26 protein-coding genes are annotated in these 24,462 nt (G+C 62.6%); 10 read left to right on the top strand and 16 right to left on the bottom strand.

The features are described from left to right. Positions 1-77: 77 nt before the first annotated feature. Positions 78-1,298 (top strand): C40 family peptidase, encoded by a 1,221-nt coding sequence (locus tag D0B32_RS09870; RefSeq protein ID WP_117333769.1) that lies wholly within the window; start codon positions 78-80, stop codon positions 1,296-1,298. Between the two features lie 197 nt (positions 1,299-1,495). Further along, on the top strand, positions 1,496-2,320 hold the full coding sequence (locus D0B32_RS09875; protein WP_117333770.1) for an SDR family NAD(P)-dependent oxidoreductase: 825 nt from the start codon (positions 1,496-1,498) through the stop codon (positions 2,318-2,320). Between the two features lie 151 nt (positions 2,321-2,471). Here D0B32_RS09875 and D0B32_RS09880 read toward each other — a convergent pair whose 3' ends face one another. The 8 genes from D0B32_RS09880 to D0B32_RS09915 all read right to left on the bottom strand — a co-directional run bounded on the left by D0B32_RS09880 (position 2,472) and on the right by D0B32_RS09915 (position 8,370). Further along, the gene (locus D0B32_RS09880; protein WP_117333771.1) at positions 2,472-3,482 is read right to left on the bottom strand and encodes an inorganic phosphate transporter; all 1,011 of its coding nucleotides are present in this window, start codon (positions 3,480-3,482) and stop codon (positions 2,472-2,474) included. Continuing rightward, positions 3,482-4,108, bottom strand: a complete 627-nt coding sequence (locus D0B32_RS09885; protein ID WP_117333772.1) for a DUF47 domain-containing protein — start codon at positions 4,106-4,108, stop codon at positions 3,482-3,484. The genes D0B32_RS09880 and D0B32_RS09885 overlap by 1 nt, the downstream gene beginning before the upstream one ends. 126 nt (positions 4,109-4,234) lie before the next feature. Continuing rightward, a complete protein-coding gene (locus tag D0B32_RS09890; protein WP_117333773.1) occupies positions 4,235-5,620 on the bottom strand; it encodes a replicative DNA helicase in 1,386 nt (461 codons plus the stop codon). A 122-nt stretch (positions 5,621-5,742) separates the two neighbouring features. Beyond that, complete coding sequence (gene rplI, locus D0B32_RS09895) at positions 5,743-6,195, bottom strand: 50S ribosomal protein L9 (RefSeq protein WP_117333774.1); 453 nt, start codon at positions 6,193-6,195, stop codon at positions 5,743-5,745. Positions 6,196-6,223: 28 nt separating this feature from the next. Next, positions 6,224-6,499, bottom strand: coding sequence for a 30S ribosomal protein S18 (gene rpsR / locus D0B32_RS09900; RefSeq protein WP_074264854.1), 276 nt, complete (start codon positions 6,497-6,499; stop codon positions 6,224-6,226). A 2-nt stretch (positions 6,500-6,501) separates the two neighbouring features. Beyond that, positions 6,502-6,801, bottom strand: coding sequence for a primosomal replication protein N (gene priB, locus D0B32_RS09905; protein ID WP_117333775.1), 300 nt, complete (start codon positions 6,799-6,801; stop codon positions 6,502-6,504). Positions 6,802-6,863: 62 nt separating this feature from the next. After that, positions 6,864-7,238 carry a 30S ribosomal protein S6 gene (gene rpsF, locus D0B32_RS09910; RefSeq protein ID WP_117333776.1) on the bottom strand — a complete coding sequence of 125 codons (375 nt, stop codon included), beginning with the start codon at positions 7,236-7,238 and terminating at the stop codon, positions 6,864-6,866. Positions 7,239-7,455: 217 nt separating this feature from the next. Then, positions 7,456-8,370: a substrate binding domain-containing protein gene (locus D0B32_RS09915; RefSeq protein WP_117333777.1), complete on the bottom strand. Its 915-nt coding sequence runs from the start codon at positions 8,368-8,370 to the stop codon at positions 7,456-7,458. A gap of 202 nt (positions 8,371-8,572) precedes the next feature. Here D0B32_RS09915 and gcl point away from each other — a divergent pair, with 202 nt between their 5' ends. The 3 genes from gcl (at position 8,573) to D0B32_RS09930 (ending at position 12,276) form a co-directional block, all read left to right on the top strand. Next, entirely contained in the window at positions 8,573-10,348 is a 1,776-nt protein-coding gene (gene gcl / locus D0B32_RS09920) for a glyoxylate carboligase (protein ID WP_117333778.1), read from the top strand. 145 nt (positions 10,349-10,493) lie between these two features. After that, positions 10,494-11,303 (top strand): hydroxypyruvate isomerase, encoded by an 810-nt coding sequence (gene hyi, locus D0B32_RS09925; protein ID WP_117333779.1) that lies wholly within the window; start codon positions 10,494-10,496, stop codon positions 11,301-11,303. A 64-nt stretch (positions 11,304-11,367) separates the two neighbouring features. Next, positions 11,368-12,276, top strand: a complete 909-nt coding sequence (locus D0B32_RS09930) for a 2-hydroxy-3-oxopropionate reductase (protein ID WP_117333780.1) — start codon at positions 11,368-11,370, stop codon at positions 12,274-12,276. A 321-nt stretch (positions 12,277-12,597) separates the two neighbouring features. Here the strand turns inward: D0B32_RS09930 and D0B32_RS09935 are convergent, their stop codons facing one another. The 6 genes from D0B32_RS09935 to D0B32_RS09960 all read right to left on the bottom strand — a co-directional run bounded on the left by D0B32_RS09935 (position 12,598) and on the right by D0B32_RS09960 (position 18,957). Beyond that, entirely contained in the window at positions 12,598-13,686 is a 1,089-nt protein-coding gene (locus D0B32_RS09935) for an asparaginase (protein ID WP_117333781.1), read from the bottom strand. 119 nt (positions 13,687-13,805) lie between these two features. Next, positions 13,806-14,732, bottom strand: coding sequence for a CysB family HTH-type transcriptional regulator (locus tag D0B32_RS09940; RefSeq protein WP_117333782.1), 927 nt, complete (start codon positions 14,730-14,732; stop codon positions 13,806-13,808). 106 nt (positions 14,733-14,838) lie between these two features. Continuing rightward, complete coding sequence (locus D0B32_RS09945) at positions 14,839-15,897, bottom strand: sulfate/molybdate ABC transporter ATP-binding protein (protein WP_117333783.1); 1,059 nt, start codon at positions 15,895-15,897, stop codon at positions 14,839-14,841. 12 nt (positions 15,898-15,909) lie between these two features. Next, complete coding sequence (gene cysW, locus D0B32_RS09950) at positions 15,910-16,884, bottom strand: sulfate ABC transporter permease subunit CysW (protein ID WP_117333784.1); 975 nt, start codon at positions 16,882-16,884, stop codon at positions 15,910-15,912. Continuing rightward, entirely contained in the window at positions 16,881-17,786 is a 906-nt protein-coding gene (gene cysT / locus D0B32_RS09955) for a sulfate ABC transporter permease subunit CysT (protein WP_117333785.1), read from the bottom strand. The genes cysW and cysT overlap by 4 nt, the downstream gene beginning before the upstream one ends. 121 nt (positions 17,787-17,907) lie before the next feature. Then, a complete protein-coding gene (locus D0B32_RS09960; RefSeq protein ID WP_117333786.1) occupies positions 17,908-18,957 on the bottom strand; it encodes a sulfate ABC transporter substrate-binding protein in 1,050 nt (349 codons plus the stop codon). A 297-nt stretch (positions 18,958-19,254) separates the two neighbouring features. On the opposite strand from D0B32_RS09960, the gene lexA reads away from it, so the two are divergent. The 3 genes from lexA (at position 19,255) to D0B32_RS09975 (ending at position 21,157) form a co-directional block, all read left to right on the top strand. Continuing rightward, entirely contained in the window at positions 19,255-19,905 is a 651-nt protein-coding gene (gene lexA, locus D0B32_RS09965) for a transcriptional repressor LexA (RefSeq protein ID WP_117333787.1), read from the top strand. A gap of 19 nt (positions 19,906-19,924) precedes the next feature. Continuing rightward, a complete protein-coding gene (locus tag D0B32_RS09970; RefSeq protein ID WP_117333788.1) occupies positions 19,925-20,269 on the top strand; it encodes a hypothetical protein in 345 nt (114 codons plus the stop codon). Positions 20,270-20,497: 228 nt separating this feature from the next. Beyond that, on the top strand, positions 20,498-21,157 hold the full coding sequence (locus tag D0B32_RS09975; protein WP_117333789.1) for a DUF2939 domain-containing protein: 660 nt from the start codon (positions 20,498-20,500) through the stop codon (positions 21,155-21,157). Positions 21,158-21,221: 64 nt separating this feature from the next. Here the strand turns inward: D0B32_RS09975 and D0B32_RS09980 are convergent, their stop codons facing one another. Beyond that, entirely contained in the window at positions 21,222-21,698 is a 477-nt protein-coding gene (locus D0B32_RS09980) for a universal stress protein (protein ID WP_117333790.1), read from the bottom strand. A 297-nt stretch (positions 21,699-21,995) separates the two neighbouring features. Here D0B32_RS09980 and nodI point away from each other — a divergent pair, with 297 nt between their 5' ends. Together nodI and D0B32_RS09990 are read left to right on the top strand one after the other, a co-directional pair. Next, positions 21,996-22,910 (top strand): nodulation factor ABC transporter ATP-binding protein NodI, encoded by a 915-nt coding sequence (nodI, locus tag D0B32_RS09985; RefSeq protein ID WP_117333791.1) that lies wholly within the window; start codon positions 21,996-21,998, stop codon positions 22,908-22,910. 280 nt (positions 22,911-23,190) lie between these two features. Beyond that, positions 23,191-23,955, top strand: coding sequence for an ABC transporter permease (locus D0B32_RS09990; RefSeq protein WP_181969789.1), 765 nt, complete (start codon positions 23,191-23,193; stop codon positions 23,953-23,955). Positions 23,956-24,019: 64 nt separating this feature from the next. Here D0B32_RS09990 and D0B32_RS09995 read toward each other — a convergent pair whose 3' ends face one another. Then, complete coding sequence (locus D0B32_RS09995) at positions 24,020-24,442, bottom strand: hypothetical protein (RefSeq protein WP_117333793.1); 423 nt, start codon at positions 24,440-24,442, stop codon at positions 24,020-24,022. Between the last annotated feature and the right edge of the window lie 20 nt (positions 24,443-24,462).

Below are 24,462 nucleotides of genomic sequence, written 5' to 3' on the forward strand. Positions count from 1 at the left end.
TTGCTCCAGCCATGACGGACGGGCTACCATCGCGGCAATGACCGCTTCAAGCGAGTGTTTGCGCTCGCCTCGTCTTCATGCGCCGACCCGGGTTTCCGCTGCTGGTCTCACTGCTGGCCCTTCTGCTGCTCGCTGCCTGCTCCGGCGCGCCGCAGCGGACTTCGCGCAACTCGAGCGGCAGCACATCCGCCTCTAACGGCGCGTATCGCACCACCCCGCCCGGCTTCCCCAATTTCGTCGATCACAGCATTGGCCGCGAGGAAATCTCCATCCAGGCGATGAGTCTGGTCGGCATTCCATACCGTTGGGGTGGTAATACGCCGGAAAGCGGCTTTGATTGCAGCGGTCTGGTTCGCTACGTCGTGGCGCGTTCGGCCTCGGTCAATCTGCCGCGCACGACCGCGGATATGAGCGAACGGGGCGAATCCGTCGATCCCGACGAAGTCGCGCCCGGCGACCTGATCTTCTTCAACACGACGGGGCGTCCGCATTCGCACGTCGGCATTTACGTCGGCAAGCTGCGCTTCGTCAACGCGCCTTCAACAGGCGGAACGGTGCGGATTGACTACCTCACCAATCCGTATTGGGCGAAGCGCTTCGACGGCATCCGGCGCGTCGCGGCGCCGACTCACGCGCCCGCGCCGTTCGAGACGCCGACTTACCAGGCAGCCGCGCCTGTTGCGCCACCTGCACAGACGGCGCCAGCGGTTGCACAGACTTCGTATGGTGGCTCGGCGGTGGGCCGGAGTGGTGCTGAAGCGGCGGCGCAAGGTGAGTATGCAACTGGCGCCGTGGCGGTTGGCGAGACCGCGCAGGCGCAGACGCCGCGTGTTGCGGCGACGGCCGTGCAGGTCCCTGTCACCGATGCTGGGCAGTCCGGTTTGAGCAATGCGGCGAGTACGACCGGCGCCACCGCGGCTGACGCGTTCGAACCTCCGCCGCCCGCGATGAGTGCGGCGCAAATGCAGGCCCGGGATGCCGGCGCTGTCACGCCACCGAGCGTTGCGGTTGAACGTGCTACCCAGTCTACTCGGCCTTCCCAGCCGCTTCAGTCCGCTTCGGGAACGGCTCAGGCTGGTACGCCAGCTAGCGTCGCACACGCTCCTGATCCAATCGACGCCGCAGCCGACGCCTTCGAGCCACCACCGCCCGCCTCGGTCGCCGTGCGTCAGGAGCGGCAGGCGACATCGAGCGGCGGCGTGCAGGTCATGCGTGCCTCTACCGCCTCGCACGGCGTACCGGCGCGCACGCAGTCCAGCGACGACCCGATCGCCAACTTCGCGAACGGCAGCGACTGAACGGCCTTGCCTCACGAATGCCGCAGGAATTCGTGGCACACACAGGCGCGCGCGGCAACAGGGCCGCCGTCCGCCGATGACCCACCTCTCACGATATCTCCCACACTGCGCGTCAGACACCGGCCATTGGCGGTCTGACCGCACGCGCCTATGCTATCGGCTGTGGTCTCCTATCTTCTGATGGCGGAGTGCAGACAATGGATCTTGGACTCAAGAACAAAGTGGTTTTAGTGACCGGCGGCAGCAAGGGCATTGGCCTCGCCTGCGCCCGCGCCTTCGCGGCCGAGGGTGCGAAGGTCGCCATCGTCTCGCGCGATCCGGCCAACCTCGCCCGCGCCCGCGAACAACTGGCCGGCGCAGGACTGCACGTTCATCTCACGCGCGCCGATCTGCATGAGGCGCATAGCGCAGCCGATATCGTCGAAGAAGTGACGACGGCCGTCGGCCCGATCGACGTGCTGATCAACAGCGCCGGCGCCGCACGCCGCTACGACCCGGAAACGCTCGACGCCGAAGCCTTTCGCGCGACGATGGAAGCGAAATATTTCCCCTACATCTACCCGCAGCAGGAAGTGCTCCGCCGCATGGCCGAGCGGATCAAGGCCGCGAAGAACAAGAACGGCGGCGAGAACGCCGAGCCCGGTACGATCGTCAACATCATCGGCATGGGTGGCAAGATGGCCAGCGACATTCATATTGCGGGCGGCGCGGCCAACGCTGCGCTGATGCTGGCAACGGTTGGGCTCGCGCACTATTACGCGCGTTATGGCATTCGCATCAACGCAATCAATCCCGGCTCGACCTTGACCGAACGCGTCGAAGAGGCGCTCAAACTGGAGGCCAGCCAGCAAGGCGTGGATACGGCCGAGGCGCTGGCGCGCGGTCAGGCGAAAGTGCCGCTTGGGCGTTTTGCCAAACCTGAGGAGATCGCCGACGTGGCGCTCTTTCTGGCGAGCCGCCGCGCGAGCTATGTGACGGGTGCGATCGTGCCGATGGACGGCGGTAGCGCACCGCTGATCTAGGTATGGAGGGCGGCGGCGTGAAGATTTTTGGCACGCACGCGCTGCTGAGCTAGCGTAGTCCGCAGGACAGAGACGGCTCACGTCTGCAGCGTTGAAAGCGCTGCAGACGCGCGGCGCCGCAAACCAACCTTGGAGCTTAAAACACCGCGGCTTACAGCAAGCGGTGACCCAGCCACCAACCCGCCGCAGCCAACGCGGCGGACGCGGGAATGGTCAGAATCCACGCCCACACGATGTTACCGGCCACGCCCCAACGCACCGCGCTGAGCTTTTGCGTGGCGCCGACACCGACGATCGCGCCGGTAATCGTATGCGTGGTGGACACCGGAATGCCGAGGAAAGACGCGACGAAGAGCGTAATCGCTCCACCCGTTTCCGCGCAGAATCCGCCGACTGGTTTGAGCTTGGTGATCTTCTGCCCCATCGTGCGCACGATGCGCCAGCCGCCGAACAACGTCCCAAGGCCCATCGACAGATAGCAGCCGCCAATCACCCAGAGCGGCGGCGCATCCGCGAGCGAAGACGCGTAGCCGGTTGCGATCAGCAGCATCCAGATAATGCCGATGGTCTTCTGCGCGTCATTGCCACCGTGCCCCAGGCTGTACAGGCCGGCAGAAACCAGTTGCAGGCGCCGGAAGCGCCGGTCGACCTTGCTGGGCGGCGTGCGAAAGTAGATCCACGACACGGCCAGCATGAAAAACGAGCCGAGCACGAAGCCAAGCAGCGGCGAAATGAAGATGAACGCGACCGTCTTCAACAGACCGTCGAGATTGAGCGAATGCCAGCCCGATTTGGCCAGCGCCGCCCCCACCAGCCCGCCGATCAGCGCATGCGACGAACTGGACGGAATGCCGTAATGCCAGGTGACGATATTCCAGCCAATCGCGCCGACCAGCGCCCCGAAAATCACGTAATGGTCGACGATGGCCGGGTCGATGGTGCCTTTGCCGACCGTCTGCGCGACTTTCAGGTGGAAGATGAAATACGCCACGACGTTGAAGGCCGCGGCGAACGCCACCGCTTGCTGTGGCTTGAGGACGCCGGTCGAAACGACCGTGGCGATGGAATTCGCCGCGTCGTGAAAGCCGTTCATGAAGTCGAACACCAGCGACACGGCGACCAGGGTGGCGACCACCCAGATGGCGAGTTGTATCGATTGCATCAGGCGTTTTCCAGCACGATACCTTCGATGATGTTCGCGACGTCCTCACACTTGTCCGTGATGGTTTCGAGCAATTCGTAGATCGCTTTCAGCTTGATCAGGGTCTTGACGTTGTCTTCTTCGCGGAACAGTTTGGAAATGGCCGAGCGCAGCACACGGTCCGCGTCGGATTCCAGCCGGTCGATGTCCTCACAGGCCTTCAGGATCTGACTGGCCTGCTTCATGTCCGACAGCAGGCTGACCGCGAACTGCACCCGCTCGCTGGTGGCCGTGCAGATATGCGCGAGCTGGCTCGCCTCCGAGGTCACCGTCTGGACGTCGTAGAGAGAAATGGCCGTGGCGACGTCCTCCATCAAATCGAGGATGTCGTCCATCGTGGTGATCAGCTTGTGGATTTCGTCGCGGTCGAGCGGCGTGATGAAGGTCTTGTGCAGCAGGTCGATGGTTTCGTGCGTGAGCTTGTCAGCGGCCTTTTCGGCTTTTTGCACGTTCTGTTTGTGCGTCTCGGCATCCTGCAGATTGTCGATCAGCAGCTCGAGTTCATGGCTGGCCGAGACAATGCACTTCGCGTGCTCATTAAAGATTTCGAAAAACTTGCCCTCGGTGGGCATGAATCGACCGAACATTGGAATCCCGGTAATTGGTCACATCGTGGCTGACATAAAACCGCAATATTGTACCGGTACCGGGGTATGGTCGCACCCGCTGACAGCGTCATTACAACAACGCCGTCTCGTCACGCGCTGCGGGCTTTACTCGCCGTAGAAATTCTGCGCGCCCGCAAAGTTATCGAACTTCGTGTATTGACCGTGGAACGTGAGCCGAACTGGTCCAATTGGGCCGTTACGCTGCTTACCAATGATGATTTCCGCCGTGCCCTTGTCCGGGCTGTCGGGGTTGTAGACTTCGTCACGGTAAATGAACAGGATGACGTCGGCATCCTGCTCGATAGCGCCAGATTCACGAAGATCGGACATGATTGGCCGCTTGTTGGGCCGCTGTTCGAGACCGCGATTGAGCTGCGACAAGGCAATCACCGGCACGTCCAGTTCCTTGGCCAGGCTCTTGAGCGAACGGGAGATTTCCGAAATCTCAGTTGCGCGATTTTCGCCGGAAGATGAGCCGCTCATCAGCTGCAGATAGTCGATGATGATCAAACCGAGCTTGCCGCATTGACGCGAAAGACGGCGCGCCCGTGAACGCAATTCCATCGGGTTCAGGCCACCGGTTTCGTCGATGAAGATTTGCGCCTCGCTCATCTTCTGCACGGCATGCGTCAACTTCGGCCAATCTTCGTCAGTCAGGCGGCCGGTTCGCATCCGGTGCTGGTCCAGACGGCCAACCGAGCCGAGCATACGCATGGTCAACTGCGTGCCCGGCATTTCCATCGAGAACACCGCAACGGGCAGACCGTACTCGACGGCCACATACTCGCCGATGTTCATCGAGAACGCCGTTTTACCCATCGACGGACGACCCGCGACGATAATCAGCTCGCCGCCGTGCATGCCGGAGGTCATGCGGTCGAGATCGACGAAGCCGGTTGGCGTGCCCGTCACGTCGCTCGGATTGGCGGTGTGGTACAGCGTGTCGATCCGCTCCACCACCTGGGTGAGCAGCGGTCCGATTTCCAGGAAGCCCTGCGTGCCGCGCGCACCGTCTTCCGCAATGGAAAATACCTTCGACTCCGCCTCGTCCAGCAACTGGCGGACTTCCTTGCCCTGCGGATTGAAGGCGTCAGCGGAAATCTCGTCCGCTACCGACACGAGCCGGCGCAACACGGCGCGATCACGCACGATTTCCGCGTAACGGCGGATATTCGCCGCGCTCGGCGTGTTCTGCGCCAGCGCGTTCAGATAGGCGAGCCCACCGACCTCCTCCGCCTTGCCCGAGGTGCCGAGCGCTTCGTAGACCGTGATCACGTCAGCAGGACGCGTCGCCGCAATCAGCTTGCCGATGTGTTCGAAGATGATGCGGTGGTCATAGCGATAGAAATCGCTTTGGGAGAGGAAATCAGCAATGCGGTCCCATGCCGCGTTGTCGAGCAACAAGCCGCCCAGCACCGATTGCTCGGCCTCGATCGAATGTGGCGGGACTTTCAGCGACTCGAGTTGGGGGTCTTTGGACGGTGCGTTCATGGGATGGAATTATCGGGCAATTGCTACCCGCAAGGTATAGAGCGGCCAATAAAAAAGCAGAGGCCGGTTGCCCGGCCTCTGCTTTTCGCCAGTCAAACTACCTGGCCATTCCTTGAGTCGGCTTAGACGTGTTCGCCCAGCACCGACACCGTCACATCGACGAGAACGTCGGTGTGCAGCGAGACTTGCACCGGATGGTCGCCAACGATCTTCAGCGGGCCTTCCGGCAGACGCACTTGCGCCTTTTCAACGGTGAAGCCTTGCTTGACCAGCGCTTCAGCGATGTCAGCGTTCGTCACCGAGCCGAACAGACGGCCGTCGACGCCAGCCTTCTGCGCGATCTGGACCGTCGAGCCGGCCAGCTTTTCGCCTTGAGCTTGAGCAGCCGCCAGCTTTTCAGCAGCGACCTTTTCGAGTTCTGCGCGGCGAACTTCGAATTCAGCGATAGCGTCTTTCGTTGCGCGGCGTGCGTGCTTGTTCGGGATCAGGAAGTTACGTGCGTAACCGTCCTTCACCTTGACGATGTCGCCCAGGTTGCCCAGGTTGACGACTTTTTCCAGAAGAATAACTTGCATTCTGATTGCTCCTTGTCGCGTCGTCGGGTTAGGCCTTGTGCTGGTCGGTGTACGGCACGAGCGCGAGGAAACGAGCGCGCTTGATTGCCGTATCCAGCTGGCGTTGATAGTGCGACTTCGTACCCGTGAGACGCGCCGGCGTGATCTTGCCGTTTTCGCCGATGAAGTCCTTCAGCGTTTCGATGTCTTTGTAGTCGATCTGATCGACGCCAGCTGCCGTGAAACGGCAGAACTTCTTGCGCTTGAACAGCGGGTTTTGTTGCTGACGACGCTTGTCGAATTTTTTACCAGTCGGGCGGGGCATGTTCAGTCCTTTCCAATGTCCTGCAATGCTGTGATGTGAAATACCAGAGTTCTTGCGTTGCGGCTTTTCTTGGCCAGGAAACCGGTGAAGAGCGTTTCGACGCCCATCGCACAGTTTTCCAGCTTGCCGCTCGCCTCGCCGGCTGCCACCGCCGGCATCGTCAATTCAACCTGCCGGGCAATACCGGCTTCGACGACTTCGGTTTGGTGTTGCAACGTGCAGCTTGCGATCGGAACGCCGGCGGGGGTGTACCGCACCGGTTCGCGTTCAACGACGCTCGCCGTAAGTTGCAGCCGATTCATATGCCTCTTCGCAAAGGTGGGCGAGAGCGACGCTTTGTGTCTGGTAGCTTAAATAATGTGTCTTAAGCCTGCGCTTCGGACGGCTGCGTAGCAGCTGCCTTCTTGGCTTCTTCGCGCTGCACTTCCTTCATCATCGGCGACGGGCCGGTTTCGGCCTTCTTCATCTTGACGATCAGGTGACGCAGCACGGCGTCGTTGAACTTGAATGCGTGTTCCAGCTCGTCGAGCGTGGCCTGGTCGCATTCGATGTTCATGCAGACGTAGTGAGCCTTCGCGAGTTTCTCGATCATGTAGGCCAGTTGGCGGCGGCCCCAGTCTTCGATGCGGTGGACCTGGCCACCGTGCGACGTGATCGTGCTCTTGTAACGCTCGATCATGGCGGGCACTTGCTCGCTCTGATCGGGATGCACGATAAAGACGATTTCATAATGACGCATACACACTCCTAAGAACTTGTGGATTAAAGCCACCCGGGCGTCGGAACCGGTGTGGCAAGTGAGAAGCCGAAGATTGTAGCCCGAATGGGGACGGGACGCAAGATATCCCGTTAATTCCCCGCCCGATTCGGTCGTGTTTTCAAGGGTTTAGGCATGGTCGTGGCAACGGCCCATGATCTGGCACCGGCAATCTCACGCGGTCGGAAGAAAGCCTCTCCTAATACTTCGCCTGATTCCAGTAATCCGCGCTGGCATAAACTTTCTTCATATAATCAATGAAGTAGCGCACTTTTGCGGGCACATATCGCTGCTGTGGATAGACCGCGAGGATGTCGTAATCCGGCAGCGCAAACTCGTCGAGCACCGTTTCCAGTTCGCCACGTGCCAGTTGTTGCTGGATCTCCCACGTAGACCGCCAACCCAGCCCGAGACCTTCGGAAACCCAGCGGTGCAGCAGTTCGCCGTCGTTGCAGTCGAGCGTCCCGCCCACCCGCACCGTCGCCAGCTTGCCGTTGCGCCGGAAATACCAGCCGCGGTTCTGGCCGCCCTGCAGGTTGAAGGCAAGGCAGTTGTGCTGCGGCAGGTCCTCCAGCGTCTTCGGCTTGCCGTACTTCTTGAAGTAAGCCGGCGTGCCGCACACCACGCGCCGGTTCGTCGCGAGTTTGACGGCGACGAAACTGGGGTCCACCGCGCCGCCGATGCGAATAGACAGGTCATAGCCCTCGCGCACCAGATCCACGACACGATCAGTCAGATTGAACGAGAGCTGCAGTTCGGGCTTGTCGGCGAGAAACGCCGGCGCGAGCGGCGCGACGTGCTTGCGGCCGAACGCCGCCGGTGCCGACACGATCAGGTGCCCGCCCACCACCCGGCGACCCGCCGCGAGTTCGTTCTCGGCCTGGTCCCACTCCGACAGCAAGCCCCGGCAGCGCTCCAGAAACGCCGCGCCCTCCTCGCTCACCACCAGACGCCGCGTCGAGCGGTACATCAGCTTGACGCCCAGGCGCTTTTCCAGCGCGTCGATGCGCCGCCCCAGAATGACCGGCGACACGCCCTCCTCCAGCGCTGCCGCCGCGAGGCTGCCGGCATCGGCGACCCGCACAAAAGTTTCGATCTGTTTGAAGCGATCCATTCTTGTCTCCTGCCTGTCTCCGTCCGCATCGGTCTTCGCCGGCCGTTTCTGTCTCACGCCCACTCTGACGCTGCTGCCGCCATTCCATACTTTTTGTTTCGAAATAAGCGACCCGGACTGATCTTATCAAACCCATAGGTGAAGCCTAAAGTCTGTCTCAACCCCTTCGTTCCGCATTCCAAGACATTCAGAGGAGACATTCATGGCCAAGATGAGAGCCGTCGACGCAGCCGTGCTGGTGCTCGAAAAAGAAGGCATCGACACCGCCTTCGGTGTGCCCGGTGCCGCCATCAACCCGTTCTATTCGGCGATGCGCAAGGCCGGCAATATCAGCCACGTGCTGGCGCGCCACGTCGAGGGCGCCTCGCACATGGCCGAAGGCTATACGCGCGCCCAACCGGGCAATATCGGCGTGTGTATCGGTACGTCGGGCCCCGCCGGGACCGACATGATCACCGGTTTGTACTCCGCTCAGGCTGACTCGATTCCTATTCTGGCTATCACCGGCCAGGCGCCGCGCGCCCGTCTCTACAAGGAAGACTTCCAGGCCGTGGATATCGAGTCGATCGCCAAGCCCGTCACCAAGTGGGCCGTCACCGTGCGCGAACCGGCGCTGGTGCCGCGCGTGTTTCAGCAGGCTTTCCATTTGATGCGCTCGGGCCGTCCGGGTCCCGTGCTGATCGACCTGCCTATCGACGTGCAGCTCGCCGAGATCGAATTCGACATCGAGACGTACGAACCGCTGCCGGTCTATAAGCCGAGGGCCACACGCAAGCAGATCGAAGCCGCCCTGCAACTGCTGAACGATTCGGACAAACCGCTGATCGTCTCCGGCGGCGGCGTGCTCAACGCCGTGGCGGAAGACCTGCTCGTGACGTTCGCGGAAACGGTCGGCGTGCCGGTCATTCCGACGCTGATGTCGTGGGGCGCGATTCCCGACGATCACCCGCTGATGGCCGGCATGGTCGGCCTGCAGACGTCGCACCGCTACGGCAACGCGACGATGCTCGCCTCCGACTTCGTGCTCGGTATCGGCAATCGCTGGGCCAACCGTCATACGGGCAGCGTCGACGTCTATACGAAGGGCCGCAAGTTCGTGCACGTGGACATCGAGCCGACGCAGATCGGTCGCGTGTTCGGCCCGGACCTCGGCATCGTGTCCGACGCGAAGGCTGCGCTCGAACTGTTCGTCGAAGTGGCGAAAGAATGGAAGGCTGCGGGCAAGCTCAAGGACCGCAGCGCATGGGTGGCGGATTGTCAGGAACGCAAGCGCACGCTGCAACGCAAGACTCACTTCGAGAACACGCCGATCAAGCCGCAACGCGTGTACGAAGAGATGAACGAGGTGTTCGGCCGCGACACGTGCTACGTGAGCACGATCGGTCTGTCGCAGATCGCCGGTGCGCAGTTCCTGCACGTTTATAAGGCGCGCAACTGGATCAACTGCGGCCAGGCGGGTCCGCTCGGCTGGACGATTCCCGCTGCGCTCGGCGTACGTACCGCCGATCCGCAACGTCCGATCGTGGCGCTGTCCGGCGACTACGACTTCCAGTTCATGATCGAAGAACTCGCGGTGGGCGCGCAATTCAAGCTGCCGTATGTGCACGTGGTGGTGAACAACTCGTACCTCGGCCTGATCCGCCAGGCACAGCGTGCGTTCGACATGGATTTCTGCGTGCAGCTCGCGTTCGACAACATCAACGCGCCGGAAGTAGAAGGCTATGGCGTCGATCACGTCGCGGTGGCCGAAGGTCTCGGCTGCAAGGCGATCCGCGTGTTCAAGCCAGAAGAGCTGAAGCCCGCGCTGCAAAAAGCGCAGTCGATGCTCTCCGAATTCAACGTGCCGGTGATCGTCGAAGTGATCCTCGAACGTGTGACCAACATTTCGATGGGCACCGAAATCGACGCCATCAACGAGTTCGAAGAACTGGCTGCGAAACGCCAGGATGCGCCGAGCGCCATCAGCCTGCTCGACTGAGGCTGCTGAATCGAACGCGGTGAATTCGTTGCGATGGAGTGATTGCAGCGGATTCACCGCACGAAGTTCGCTGCAAGAAGTCCGCCGCACGAAGTTCACGGCACGATGCTTTTTCAAATTGACCGACCAGCGAGAACGAAACACCATGCCGAAATTTGCAGCCAACCTCACCATGCTGTTCAACGAAGTCCCGTTCCTCGACCGCTTCGCGGCCGCGGCGGACGCGGGCTTTCACGCCGTCGAATTCCTGTTCCCGTATCCGTACAAGGCAGCCGAACTCGCCGAGCGTCTGCAGCAAAACCGTCTGAAGCTGGTTCTGCACAACCTGCCTGCGGGTAACTGGGAAGCCGGCGAGCGTGGCATTGCCTGCCTGCCGGACCGCGTCGGCGAGTTCCAGGAAGGCGTGGGCCGCGCGATCGAATACGCGAAAGCGCTCAAGGTGCCGCAACTGAACTGCCTCGTCGGCATTCCCGGTCCGGGCGTCGATGCCGGCCGCGCCCACGCGACCATCGTCGACAACCTGCGCTTCGCTGCCGCTGCGTTGAAGAAAGAAGGCATCAAGCTGCTGGTCGAGCCGTGCAATTCCTATGACATCCCGGGCTTCGCGCTGAACCGTTCGTCCGAAGGGCTCGATGTGATCCGTGCAGTCGGTTCGGACAACCTGTACCTGCAATACGACATCTATCACATGCAACGCATGGAAGGCGAACTGGCCGCCACCATCAAGAAGAACCTGGCGTCGATTGCGCACATCCAGCTCGCTGACAATCCGGGCCGCAACGAACCGGGCACGGGCGAAATCAACTATCCGTTCCTGTTCGATCTGCTCGATTCACTCGGTTACGACGGCTACGTGGGCTGCGAATACAAGCCGCGCACAACGACCACCGAAGGCCTCGCGTGGATTCAGAGCGTTGCCGGCCAGATTCGCGGCGCCGCGCACGTGGCCGCCTGACGGCACGCGCCCCGCTCTACTCCATCCGCAAGCTTCCGCCCCCAACCCACTGGAGACATCAACAATGGCAAAGATTGGATTTATCGGCCTCGGCATCATGGGCGCGCATATGGCGCGCAACCTCATCAAGGGCGGTCATACGCTGTTCGTGAACGGCGCGTATCCGGTTCCGGAAGACCTCGCCAAGACCACCTCGGTGGTAGCCAATTCGACCGCTGTCGCACAAGCCGCTGACATCGTCATCATCATGGTGCCGGACACGCCCGACGTCGCGAACGTGCTGTTCGCCGACGACGGCGTCGCCAAGGGTCTCACGCAAGGCAAGCTGGTGATCGACATGAGCTCGATCTCCCCGCTCGATACGCAAGCCTTCGCCAAGAAGATCAACGCGCTCGGCGTCGACTATCTGGATGCGCCGGTCTCGGGCGGCGAAGTCGGGGCACGCGAAGCCTCGTTGACGATCATGGTCGGCGGTCCGGAAAAAGCCTTTGCGCTCGCCAAGCCGCTGTTCGAACTGATGGGCAAGAACATCTCGCTGATCGGCGACAACGGCGCGGGTCAGACCTGCAAGGTGGCCAACCAGATCATCGTCGCGCTGAACATCGAAGCGGTGGCCGAGGCGTTGCTGTTTGCGGCCCGCTCGGGTGCCGATCCGGAACGCGTGCGCAAGGCGCTGATGGGCGGTTTCGCGTCGTCGCGGATTCTCGAAGTGCACGGCGAACGCATGACGAAGCGCACGTTCAATCCGGGCTTCCGCATCGAACTGCATCAGAAGGACTTGAACCTCGCGCTGGACGGCGCGCGCAAACTGGGTATCGCCCTGCCGCATACCGCGAGCGCGCAGCAACTGTTTAGCGTCTGCGCGGCGAACGGCGGCAAGGCATGGGATCACTCCGCGATGGTGCGCGCGCTCGAAATCATGGCGAATTTCGAAGTGGCCCAGGCACCGGGCACGGAAGCCAAGGCGGCTTGATACGCCGAGGTGCAGCAACTTCGGTGGTCGTATCGTTGATATGGCCGCCGGCAGGTGGGGCGTTCGGTGCGGCGCGCAACCCGCGCGTCGGGCCGGACAAATCGTGCCGCTCTGGGCTGAGAGCGGCAAGTGGGGTCCGCAGCGGCACCCGGCGATGCCGGGGAAGCCTTGGTCGGTCAGACGTCGTCGTCGGGTGTCCGGCTGTCGGATTGCACGCTTCACGCACCATAAACACAACGCGGCGGTACAGATTGCCTCTGTACCGCCGCGTTTTTTATTGGCCGCGTGTAGCCGCTATGCGATCGCTCCGTACGCGATCCATTAGTACGTATCGAAGATTTTCTGCAACGCCACGTTGCCGCTCGCCCCAGCGGCGAGTGCCAGCATCAGCAGAACGCGCGCCTTGTATGGATTGAGCGAACCCGCGCTGACGAAACCGAGCGTATCGTCCGGCGCGGCGCCGTTGCGCATCACATGCCCGGACCCCACGCGCGACGAACGCACGACCGCGACGCCCTGCGTGACCGCGTCGGCGAGCGCCTGTTGCACGGATGCGTGAATCGAGCCATTGCCCGTACCCGCCACGACGATCCCGCGCACGCCGGCCGCCACCAGTGCATCGACGCTCACGCGCGACACGCCCGCATAACTCACGGCGATCTCGACAGCCGGCCACTGCGCGCCGATCACGAATTCCGTGTCGAGCGTATGCGGTCGCAACACCTTGCGCTGGAATTCGACGCGGCCGTCCTGCACCCAGCCAAGCGCGCCCACTTCCGGCGACTGAAACGCATCGACCGCGTACGTGCTGGTCTTGACCACGTCGCGCGCACTGTGAATGCGGTTATTGAAGGCCACCAGTACGCCCTGCCCGTGCGCCGCCTCGCTGGCAGCGACCGTCACTGCGTTGAGCAGATTCAGCGGCCCATCCGCCGACAACGCGGACGCTGGCCGCATCGCCGCGGTCAGGACAACAGGCTTGCTGCCCTTTACCGTCAGATGCAGCAGATAAGCGGTTTCCTCGAGCGTATCGGTGCCATGCGTGATCACCACGCCGTCGATCTCGTCGCTCGCCATCAGTTCGTTGATGCGTTGCGCGAGCGTCGTCCACAGTGCGAGCGACATGTCCTTGCTGTCGACGCTCGCAATCTGCTCGGCCTGGATCTGCGCGACACCGGAGAGCGCCGGCACGGCCTCGAGCAAGCGTTCGACGCCGACCACACCCGCGCGATAGCCCGACGTATTGGTCACGGAAGCCGCAGACCCGGCGATCGTGCCGCCGGTCGCAAGTACAGCGATGCGCGGCAGCGCGCCGCTCGCAGGCGTGTGGGTGGCCGGCGCACCTGGCGCCGCAGCGGCTGGACCCTGCGAATCGCGCGGATTCGGGGCAGAAGAAGTTGGAGTATTCATGGCGGCGATTGTAAGCGATGCGCCGCGTCATGCTCTACGTCAGAGCACGCTCAACTGCTGACGCATGCAGTCACCGGCCACGCAACGAAACGGGCAGCCGGCAACTGGCATGCGGCGCATCAATCCACCGCGCGCAACTGCGCGGCGATATCCGCTTCCTTCAGTTGCGGCGCGAACATTTCCAGCAGACGGTACGCGTAAGCCCGCAAAAACGCGCCCTTGCGCAAACCTACGCGCGTCGTGCTGGCTTCGAACAGATGCTGCGTATCGAGCGCGACCAGTTCCGTATCGCGCTTCGGATCGTAAGCCATTGCCGCCACCACACCAATACCCATGCCGAGTTCCACGTAGGTCTTGATCACGTCCGCGTCGATGGCGGTCAGCACGACGTCGGGCAGCGCGCCCGCTCGCGCGAATGCCTGGTCGATATGCGAGCGGCCGGTGAAGTCCTGATCGTAGGTCACGATCGGAAATTCCGCGATCTCATCGAGCGTCAGATTTGTACGTCCCACCAGCGGATGGTCCTTCGGCACGACCACGATGTGGTGCCACGAATAGCAGGGGAACGTCACGATGTCCGGGAAACGGTCCAGCGCTTCGGTCGAAATGCCGATGTCCGCTTCGCCGTTGATGATCATCTGCGCAATCTGCTGCGGACTGCCCTGACGCAACGCCAGATGCACCTTCGGAAACACTTCGGTGAACTGGCGGATCACCTTCGGCAACGCGTAACGCGCCTGCGTGTGGGTGGTCGCCACCACGAGGTGACCGCTATCCTGGTCCGCGTATTGACGCGCCACGCGGCGCAGATTTTCCGCATCGAGCAGCATGCGCTCGATCAGCTGATGCACGGCCTTGCCCGGCTCCGTCAGACCCGTCAGCCGCTTGCCCCGGCGGATGAAAATATCCACGCCGAGTTCGTCCTCGAGGTCCTTGATCTGTTTCGACACGCCCGACTGCGACGTGTACAGCACGTTCGCGACCTCGGTCAGGTTCATGTTCTGGCGCACGGCCTCACGCACGAAGCGTAGTTGCTGGAAGTTCATCTGTATGTCTCCGGTTCGGCCAGAGTGAAATTATTGAATAGTGAGCGAGTGATGCGTGAATGACGTCTTGCCGGTTCCGCCGGTCCGCTGTGCTCGCGATGCGCGATCACGCCGCAGGAAACACGCGCAGCGCGCGCGGCACGGCCGTCACGCCATCTCCGATGTTCAATTGCAGCGCACGCCATGCCTCGCGGTCTAGTTCGGCTTCCAGCAGATTGCCGCTGCGCGCGGCGAGTTCGACCCGCACCGAGCCGCCCAGCGTCACGACGCGCCGCACATCGACGACGATGCCATCGCGATGCCCCGACGCCTCAGGATACAACTGCAGGTCATGCGGGCGCACATACGCAAAGGCCGGCCCTTCGAAACCGGCAGACGCCGCCACCGGCAACGCCGCGCCATCCACCACGAAGCCCTGCCTGTCCACCTTGCCGTGCAGACGGTTCGCCGCGCCGAGGAATTCATAGACGAACGAGGTCTGTGGATGATCGTACACGTCCTGTGGACTGCCCACCTGTTCGACGTGGCCGCGATTGAGCACCACGATGCGATCCGCCACTTCGAGCGCCTCTTCCTGATCGTGCGTCACGAAAATGGTCGAGATATGCAGATCGTCGTGCAGGCGCCGCAGCCAGCTACGCAGTTCCTTGCGCACCTTGGCATCGAGCGCGCCGAACGGCTCGTCGAGCAAGAGGACCTTGGGTTCGACGGCAAGCGCTCGCGCCAGCGCAATCCGCTGCCGCTGTCCGCCCGACAGTTCCGACGGATAGCGTTGCGCCAGCCAGTCCAGTTGCACGAGTTTGAGCAACTCATGCACCTTTTCGCGGATCACCGCCTCGGACGGCCGCTCCTTGCGCGGCTTCACGCGCAGGCCAAACGCGACGTTCTCGAACACCGTCATGTGACGGAACAACGCGTAATGCTGGAACACGAAACCTACCTGACGCTCGCGCGCGCCAACCGTGCCGACATCCTGGCCCTGCAACACGACCTGCCCTGCGTCGGCATATTCGAGGCCCGCAATGACGCGCAGCAAGGTGGTCTTGCCACAACCCGACGGCCCGAGCAGCGCAACCAGTTCGCCTGGCGGAAAGTCGAGCGAGACGTTGTCGAGCGCGGTGAAATCGCCAAAGCGCTTCTGCAGGTTACGAACGGTGATACCCATTGACGACTCTCCTTACTGGACCGGATGCTGCGTCGGCGTCGCGGCCGCTGCAATTGGGTTGACGGGGCCAGCGTGTGCGGGAACTTCGCCACCGTCGCGCTGCGCCGCTAGTTGTGCCGCCAGATGACGCTCGGCCAGCAGCTTGAGCCCCAGCGTCACCAGCGCCAGCAAAGCCAGCAGGGACGCCACGGCAAACGCCGCCGAAAAGTTGTATTCGTTGTAGAGAATCTCGACGTGCAGCGGGATCGTGTCGGTCTGTCCGCGAATGTGTCCGGAGACCACCGAGACCGCGCCGAATTCGCCCATGGCCCGTGCATTGCACAGGATCACGCCGTACAGCAAACCCCATTTGACGTTCGGCAGCGTGACGCGCCGGAATGTCTGCCAGCCCGAGGCGCCGAGCACGTGCGCGGCTTCTTCTTCGTCGTTGCCCTGCGCCTGCATCAACGGAATCAGTTCGCGCGCCACGAACGGGAACGTCACGAAGATCGTGGCGAGCACAATGCCTGGTACGGCGAAGATGATCTGCACGTTGTGGTCTTCCAGCCACGGGCCGAACCAGCCTTGCGCACCGAACATCAGCACGTAGACGAGGCCCGACACCACGGGCGAAACCGAAAACGGCAGATCGATCAGCGTGGTCAGCAGCGCCTTGCCCTTGAACTCGAACTTGGCGATACACCACGAGGCGGCCAACCCGAACACGAGGTTCAGCGGTACGGCGATGGCGGCGGTCAACAGCGTCAGCTTGATTGCGGCGATCGCGTCGGGGTCGACGAGCGCGTCGAAGTAAAAGCCAAGGCCCTTGCTCAACGCCTGATAGAACACCGCGACGAGCGGCACGACGAGGAACAGGCCGAGAAACAGCAGCGCGACAGTCGTCAACAGATAGCGCACGAGGCGAGGTTCGCTGACCGGATCGGCGGCGCGGGCGGCCCGTACCGCGTTGCGCGAGAGGTTCGAGAGGGCCGCAGAATCGTGACTCATTGCGCGCCTCCCGCAACAGTGGAAGTAGCTACGGCGACCGGAGCGGCGGCCGCCGTAGGACCCGCCCCGCGGCCCGTGCGACGTTGGAGATACCACTGCAACGTATTGATCAACAGCAGCATCAGGAACGACACCACCAGCATCACCACCGCCAGCGCGGTTGCGCCTGCATAGTCGTACTGTTCGAGCTTGGTGATGATGAGCAGCGACGTGATCTCCGATTTCATCGGCACATTGCCGGCGATGAAGATCACCGAGCCGTATTCACCGAGCGCCCGCGCGAATGCCAGCGCAAAGCCCGTCAGCAAGGCCGGCACCAGCGCCGGCAGCACGACGCGCCGGAAGGTCAGCCAGCGCGAGGCGCCGAGGCACGCAGCGGCTTCTTCCTGTTCACGCTCGAATTCCTCGAGCACCGGCTGCACGGTACGCACCACGAACGGCAGACCGATAAAGGTCAGCGCGACCAGCACACCGGCCGGCGTGAAGGCAATCTTGATGCCGAGCGGCGCGAGAAACTGGCCGATCCAGCCATTGCCCGCGTACACCGCAGCGAGCGAAATGCCCGCCACCGAGGTCGGCAACGCAAACGGCAGATCGACCACTGCATCCACCAGCCGCTTGAACGGGAACGTGTAGCGCACCAGCACCCATGCCACGAGAAAACCGAACACGGCATTGATCGCCGCGCCGCCGAGCGCGGAGAAAAACGTCAGGCGATACGACGCAAGCACACGCGGCGACGCAACCGCGTGCACGAATTGCGCCCAGTGGAGCGTCGCGGTCTTGAGAAAAGTGGCCGCCAACGGAATCAGCACCACGAGGCTCAGATAGGCCACCGTGATGCCGAGTGTCAGGCCGAAGCCGGGCAATGCGCTCGGCTTGCGGAAGGTCAACGTGGTCATGCTGGATGCTCTTTCAAGGTAGGGCCTCGGCCGTGCTGCCTGTGCAAATGGCGCGCCCTGGGCGGGCGCGCCGCGTGACGCCTTGCTGCGCGATGTGCCGCTGTTACTGTTACCGTTACTGTTACTGCGGCGAGTAGATCGAATCGAACACGCCGCCGTCCGCGAAATGGGTCTTCTGTGCGTTCGCCCAGCCACCGAACGTATCGTCCACGGTGTAGAGCTTCAGCTTCGGAAACTTGGCGGTCAGCGCAGCCGGCACCTTGTCCGAACGCGGACGGTAGAAGTTTTCCGCAGCGATTTCCTGGCCCTGCTCGCTGTACAGGAAGTTCAGGTACGCCTCCGCCACCTTGCGCGTGCCGTGACGGTCCACCACCTTGTCCACCACCGCCACCGGCGGCTCGGCCAGGATGCTCACCGAGGGCACCACGATCTCGAACTTGTCCGGGCCGAATTCCTTCAGCGAGAGAAACGCTTCGTTTTCCCAGGCAATCAGCACATCGCCGATGCCACGCTGCACGAAGCTGGTGGTCGCGCCGCGCGCGCCCGAATCGAGCACGCCCGCGTTCTTGTACAGCTTCGAGACGAACTCCTTCGCCTTCTGGTCGTTACCGCCCGGTTGATGCTCGGCGTAGGCCCATGCAGCCAGGTAATTCCAGCGCGCGCCGCCCGAGGTCTTCGGATTCGGCGTGACGATCGACACGCCCGGCTTCACCAGATCGTCCCAGTCCTTGATGTGCTTCGGATTGCCTTTGCGCACCAGAAACACGATGGTCGAGGTGTACGGCGCGGCGTTGTCCGGCAGACGCTTCTGCCAGTTCTTGTCCACGAGGCCCTTGCTGGCGAGCGCGTCGATGTCGTAAGCGAGCGCGAGCGTCACGACATCGGCCTGCAGCCCGTCGAGCACCGAGCGCGCCTGCGCGCCCGAGCCGCCGTGCGACTGCTTGAACGTGATGGTGTCGCCGGTCTGCGCCTTCCACTGCTTGCCGAACGCCTGGTTGATCTGCTGGTACAACTCGCGCGTCGGGTCATACGAGACATTCAGCAAGGTGGTATCCGCGGCTTGAGCTGCGCCCGTCATGCCGATCGCGGCCGCTGCGCCCGATACCACCAGCGCCAGCGCCGTAATCCATTTACCCGTCTTGCGTGCGAGCCCCGTGCCCTGCTGATTCATCCTGTTCTCCGCGTGGTTTCCGCTGTAGCAGCGTTTTGTTGGCGTTATGCGTGCTGTGTCACTGCTGGAGGCCAGTCTATCGAAGGGCTTTCATCATTAAAAATAATGTTTCTTCATTTTTTAATACGCAAAAGTGGTAACGACAGACGGGCGCGCTGTTGCGACCGGAAATTGGCTGTCAGAACGGCCTTACACGGCGCTGCAACGACACCCGGCTGCCCGATCTTAAAGTAAAGCTTGAAATGCGCCGAATACTGTATAAAAATACAGTCACCTGTCTATCCATACAGTGGCGCCATGACCAAACTCACCGCACGACAGCAAGAGGTTTTCGATCTGATCCGCCGGGCCATCGAGCGAACCGGCTTTCCGCCCACCCGCGCGGAGATCGCCGCCGAACTGGGCTTCAGCTCGGCCAACTCGGCGGAAGAACATCTGCGGGCATTGGCTCGCAAGGGCGTCATCGAGCTGGCGGCCGGCGCCTCGCGCGGCATCCGCCTGCTGTCGGGGCAAGACGACGCGCCGCATCAGTTCACGCTGCCGCATGCCAGCCTGATGCAGTTGTCGCTGCCGCTGATCGGCCGGGTGGCGGCCGGTAGCCCGATCCTCGCGCAGGAGCACATCGCCCAGCACTATGCGTGCGACCCGGCGCTCTTTTCGAGCAAACCGGACTACCTGCTGAAGGTGCGCGGGTTGTCCATGCGTGACGCAGGCATCTTCGACGGCGACCTGCTCGCCGTGCAAAAGAAGAGCGAAGCGAAAGACGGCCAGATCATCGTTGCGCGGATTGGCGACGACGTGACGGTCAAGCGTCTCAAGCGCCGGCCCAACGGTATTGAGCTGATCGCTGAGAACCCCGACTACGAAAACATTTTCGTTCAGGCCGGCAGTGCGGAATTCGCGCTGGAAGGCATTGCGGTGGGGCTGATTCGCCCCACCGAATTCTGAACACTGTCTGGAGAGACTTATGGAACGCCTTGCCCGCCTGCTGCCTTTTCGCCAGTTCGGTCGTCTGCGTCATTTGCGCAGCCTTGTCCCGTGCGCGCCCATCGAAGCGCCAGGTGCATCGGGGTCGTTGTTCGATACGCCTGCGCCGCGCTCGGCTACCCTGCCTTCGTCGCTGCCGGCCTTTGCGCGCGTGTCGCTGAATGCTGGACTGAATACGGCTGAACCGGCGCGCCGCGCGCCAGTGCGGGTCTACCACGGGCCGTCGCGGCTCATCATGGTCGGTACCGTGGATGCGGTGTGCCGAATGATCGACCGTTGTATCGACGAGGAACGAGCGGGTTTGCAGAACGCGCTGTTTGAGTAACGTGGTTCGAGTAATGCAGATGATCGCCGCGGTTTGGGTGCCGCGGTTTGAGTGCCGCAGTTCAGTACATGTATACGGCATGATTCGACGCCATCACGGCTGGCACCGCAGGGCGACTTGCAACAGCCGAATCGGCGAAGCATCAACAAGAGTAAGCCCCCTGCCAGGGATCGTTTCTCGGCTTGCGTGGTCCATCATGCATCGACAAACCACTGCGAGTTTCAATTGATGTCCGCTTCAAAACCTGCAAAACGCGGTTTCGCCAGGCCGCTCATCATCGTTTTAGTTGTGATCGCGGTCATCGCGGCGCTTGGGTACGGTTATGCGTCGCCATATGTCGCGCTCGACCGTCTTAAACGCGCGGCTGATGCACGTGATGCGCAGACGGTCAGCGAATATGTCGATTACCCCGCGTTGCGTGAGAGTCTGAAGGACCAGGTGGCCGGTTTGCTGACCAGGCGGCTGCATGCCAGCGGCAACCCCTTCGCCGCCCTTGGCGCGATGATCGGCGTGGCCTTGATCGGCCCGCTGGTGGATGCGTATGCGACCCCGGACGGCGTCGCGGCCCTGCTGAACGGCATGCCGCCGCGCGGCAATCCGACGGACCGTCCGCCCGCGCCGCCGGAATCGCCCACCGTGCCGAACAACGGCGCGCCCAACCCGGCTGCCAACGGCGCGGCGGCTACACCCGCAGCCCCGGCTGTGCCCGGTACGGCTAGTACGCCCGATGCACCGCCGCAGCCGCCGCAAACCACGGCCGGTTATCGCAGCATCAATGAGTTCGTCGTCACCTACCAGCACGGCGTAGGCGACACCCGTTATTCCGCCATCCTGCGTCGGGAAGGGTTGTTTTCGTGGAAGCTCGCCGCGGTCAACCTGAACGGCTAGACCGCGCGTCCGGTTTCGGCGCTCAGGTTCCAGAAGCGCGGTCGCAGCGGTCCAGCAAAGACCGTCAGGCCGCAGCCGCCTGTTCCTGTTGTGCCTGCTCTTCCTTCGAGGAGCACGCCACCAGGATGCTGCAGGAAATCCGGTCGAGCAACGGCGTATTGCCCGCACCCATCCACCAGCGTGAAAGACCCGTCCGGCAACGATGGCCGACCACCACCAGATCCACGTGCAGATCGTTGGCAAGCGTGGCGATTTCGTCGATGGGATGGCCAAAGGCGAAGTGGCCTTGCGCGCTCACGCCACGCTCGGTGAGCCAGTCGACGCCTTCCTGAAAAATATCGCGCGCGGTTTTCTCGAAGCTGCCGCAGGCCACATCGGTGAGCAGCCCGGCGCTTTGCGCAATGCTGGAACGCATATCAACCACAGAAAGCAGATGGGTCTCGGCCTTGAGATCCAGTGCCAGGTCCGCGCCGCAGCGCAGCGCCTTGCGGCCTTCGCGCGAGCCGTCGTAGCACAGCAGGATTTTCTGGTAGCTCGCCATGATCTCTCCCTTCCGCGTCGATCGCGGTGTGTTTCCTGAATCATGGTGCGCCGCAATTCAGGATGCAAGGGATGAAAACGCTAACCGGGTTCCACCCCCACGCCGGCCCGCCTTGCACCGGTTTGCCGCAGTGCAGGAATCACGCTCGCAGCCGCCGGCCACTGCCGCCACGCGCGTCCCGATGCCCTAGAATGAGCAGCCGCTCCGGCCTTTCATTGGCCTTTTCAGTGGCCCTGTCATTGGCCTGTTACATGCCTCTTACCGGCCTTTTATGCGTTTCGGAATCCCTATCGACCTATGTCTGACGCCGCAATCGAATTCCTCGAAGTCTACAAGCGCTATGCCGATAAGACCGTCGTCGACGGTCTGTCGTTCCACGTACGCGCCGGCGAGTGTTTCGGACTGCTGGGCCCGAACGGCGCGGGCAAGACCACTACGCTGCGCATGCTGCTTGGCATCGCGGTCCCGGACGCAGGCACGATCCGCCTGTGCGGCGAACCGATTCCGAGCCGCTCCCGCTTTGCGCGCGCCCGCGTAGGCGTGGTGCCGCAATTCGACAATCTCGATCCCGACTTCACCGTGCGCGAAAACCTGCTGGTATTCGGCCGCTACTTCGGTTTGAGCGCGGCCGAGACCCGCGCGATGGTGCCATCGCTGCTCGAATTTGCGCGGCTCGAAAGCAAGGCCGATGCACGCGTCGGCGAACTGTCCGGCGGCATGAAGCGGCGTTTGACACTGGCACGTGCGCTCGTCAACGATCCTGATGTGCTGATTATGGACGAGCCCACGACCGGGCTCGACCCACAGGCGCGGCACCTGATCTGGGAGCGTCTGCGCTCATTGCTCGCTCGCGGCAAAACCATCCTGCTGACCACGCATTTCATGGAAGAAGCCGAGCGCCTCTGCCACCGCCTGTGCGTGATCGAGGAAGGACGCAAGATTGCGGAAGGCGGACCGAACGAGCTGATTGCCTCGGAGATTGGTTGTGACGTGATCGAAATCTATGGCCCGGACCCGCTCGCCCTGCGCGACGAGTTGGCGCCGCTTGCCGAGCGCACCGAGATCAGCGGCGAGACCCTGTTCTGTTATGTGACGAATGCCGAGCCGGTTCATGCACGCCTCAAGCAGCGCGCCGATCTGCGCTATCTGCACCGGCCCGCCAACCTCGAAGATGTGTTTCTGCGGCTCACCGGCCGCGAAATGCAGGATTGACGTTGCGCGCATCTCGACACCGCGCGGCCCGGCAACGAGCAAAAAAGGACACGCGCGCAATGGCACGCGAGCAACGACAAGTGTAACGACGAACGAACCACGACCAGCAGCATGACTGGCACACGAAGCGCACCGCAACACGATTGATGCCCCTATGAACATTCCTACGCAGTCACCCAGGCATACCCAGACATCGGGCCCGGACACCACCGACACCACGGACGCCCCGTCTTACGAAGCCGCGCGTCACAGCGCGCCAGCAAGCGAGCCGTTCGCGGCGATGCCCGCCAACGCGTCCAACTGGATCGCGGTGTGGCGGCGCAACTATCTGGTGTGGCTCAAACTGGCGCTGGCCTCGATGTTCGGCAATCTGGCCGATCCGATGATCTATCTGTTCGGGCTCGGTTTCGGCCTGGGGCTGATGGTGGGGCACGTGGATGGCGTGTCGTACATCGCCTTTCTCGCGGCGGGTACGGTTGCATCGAGCGTGATGATGTCGGCCAGTTTCGAGTCGATGTACTCGGGCTTCTCGCGCATGCACGTGCAGCGCACGTGGGAAGCGATCATGCACACGCCGCTCACGCTCGGCGATATCGTGCTCGGTGAGGTGATCTGGGCGGGCAGCAAGGCGATGCTGTCGGGCGTGGCCATCATGCTGGTGGCCGGCGTGCTGGGTTATGGCAGCTTTCCTTCCATGCTGCTGGCCATTCCGGTGATCGCGCTGACGGGTCTCGCGTTCGCCAGCGTAGCGATGATCGTGACCGCGCTCGCGCCGTCCTACGATTTCTTCATGTTTTACCAGACGCTGGCACTGACGCCGATGATGTTGCTCTCCGGCGTGTTCTTCCCCGTCGCGCAATTGCCGCCCATCGCGCAGCACGTCACCCAGCTACTGCCGCTCGCTCACGCCGTGGATCTGATTCGCCCCGCCATGCTCGGGCGGCCCATCGACCATGCGCTCCTTCACGTGGCCGTGCTGGTCGCCTATATCGTGGTGCCGTTCTGCATTTCCGCGGTGCTGTTCCGGCGTCGCATGATGCGCTAGGCGCAGGCCCGACGCAGGTCGAGCGCGGGTGCAGAAAGTGGCGGCGCGGGACGCCGCCTGCGCTTCAGTCTTCGTCGTCGGTCCAGGGAATGTCGACGTCCGAAATGAACGCCACGGTGGCGAACGGGCCGCCTTCCTGCCGGCCGATCTTGCCGTCAGCGCGCTGCCATTCCACCCGGAACAGCGTGCCTGGATCGTCGGCGATCAGTCGCACGGTGCGTACTTCGTCGGAATCGGTCTCTTCCACGGGGCCATCGAGCGAGACCAGCAATTCCTGGGGCCACAAGCCATCGGCGGGATCGTAGATGCGATCGCCGTCGGGAATCAGGGTAAAGGCTTCCACGCCGATGGTCGCGGAAGCATCGATGATCATCTTGCCCAGCGCGCGCAGCAGCGCGGTTGCACGCGCCGAGTTGGCCTGACGGATCGCGAGGTCCCCGCGGGTGAGCGCCTGTTCAAGTTTCGGATTTGTTTTTTGTTGCGCCATTCGATGTCCTGAGTCCGTTC

It is taken from the genome of Paraburkholderia sp. DHOC27 (assembly GCF_003429005.1).
Classification (GTDB): Bacteria; Pseudomonadota; Gammaproteobacteria; order Burkholderiales; family Burkholderiaceae; genus Paraburkholderia.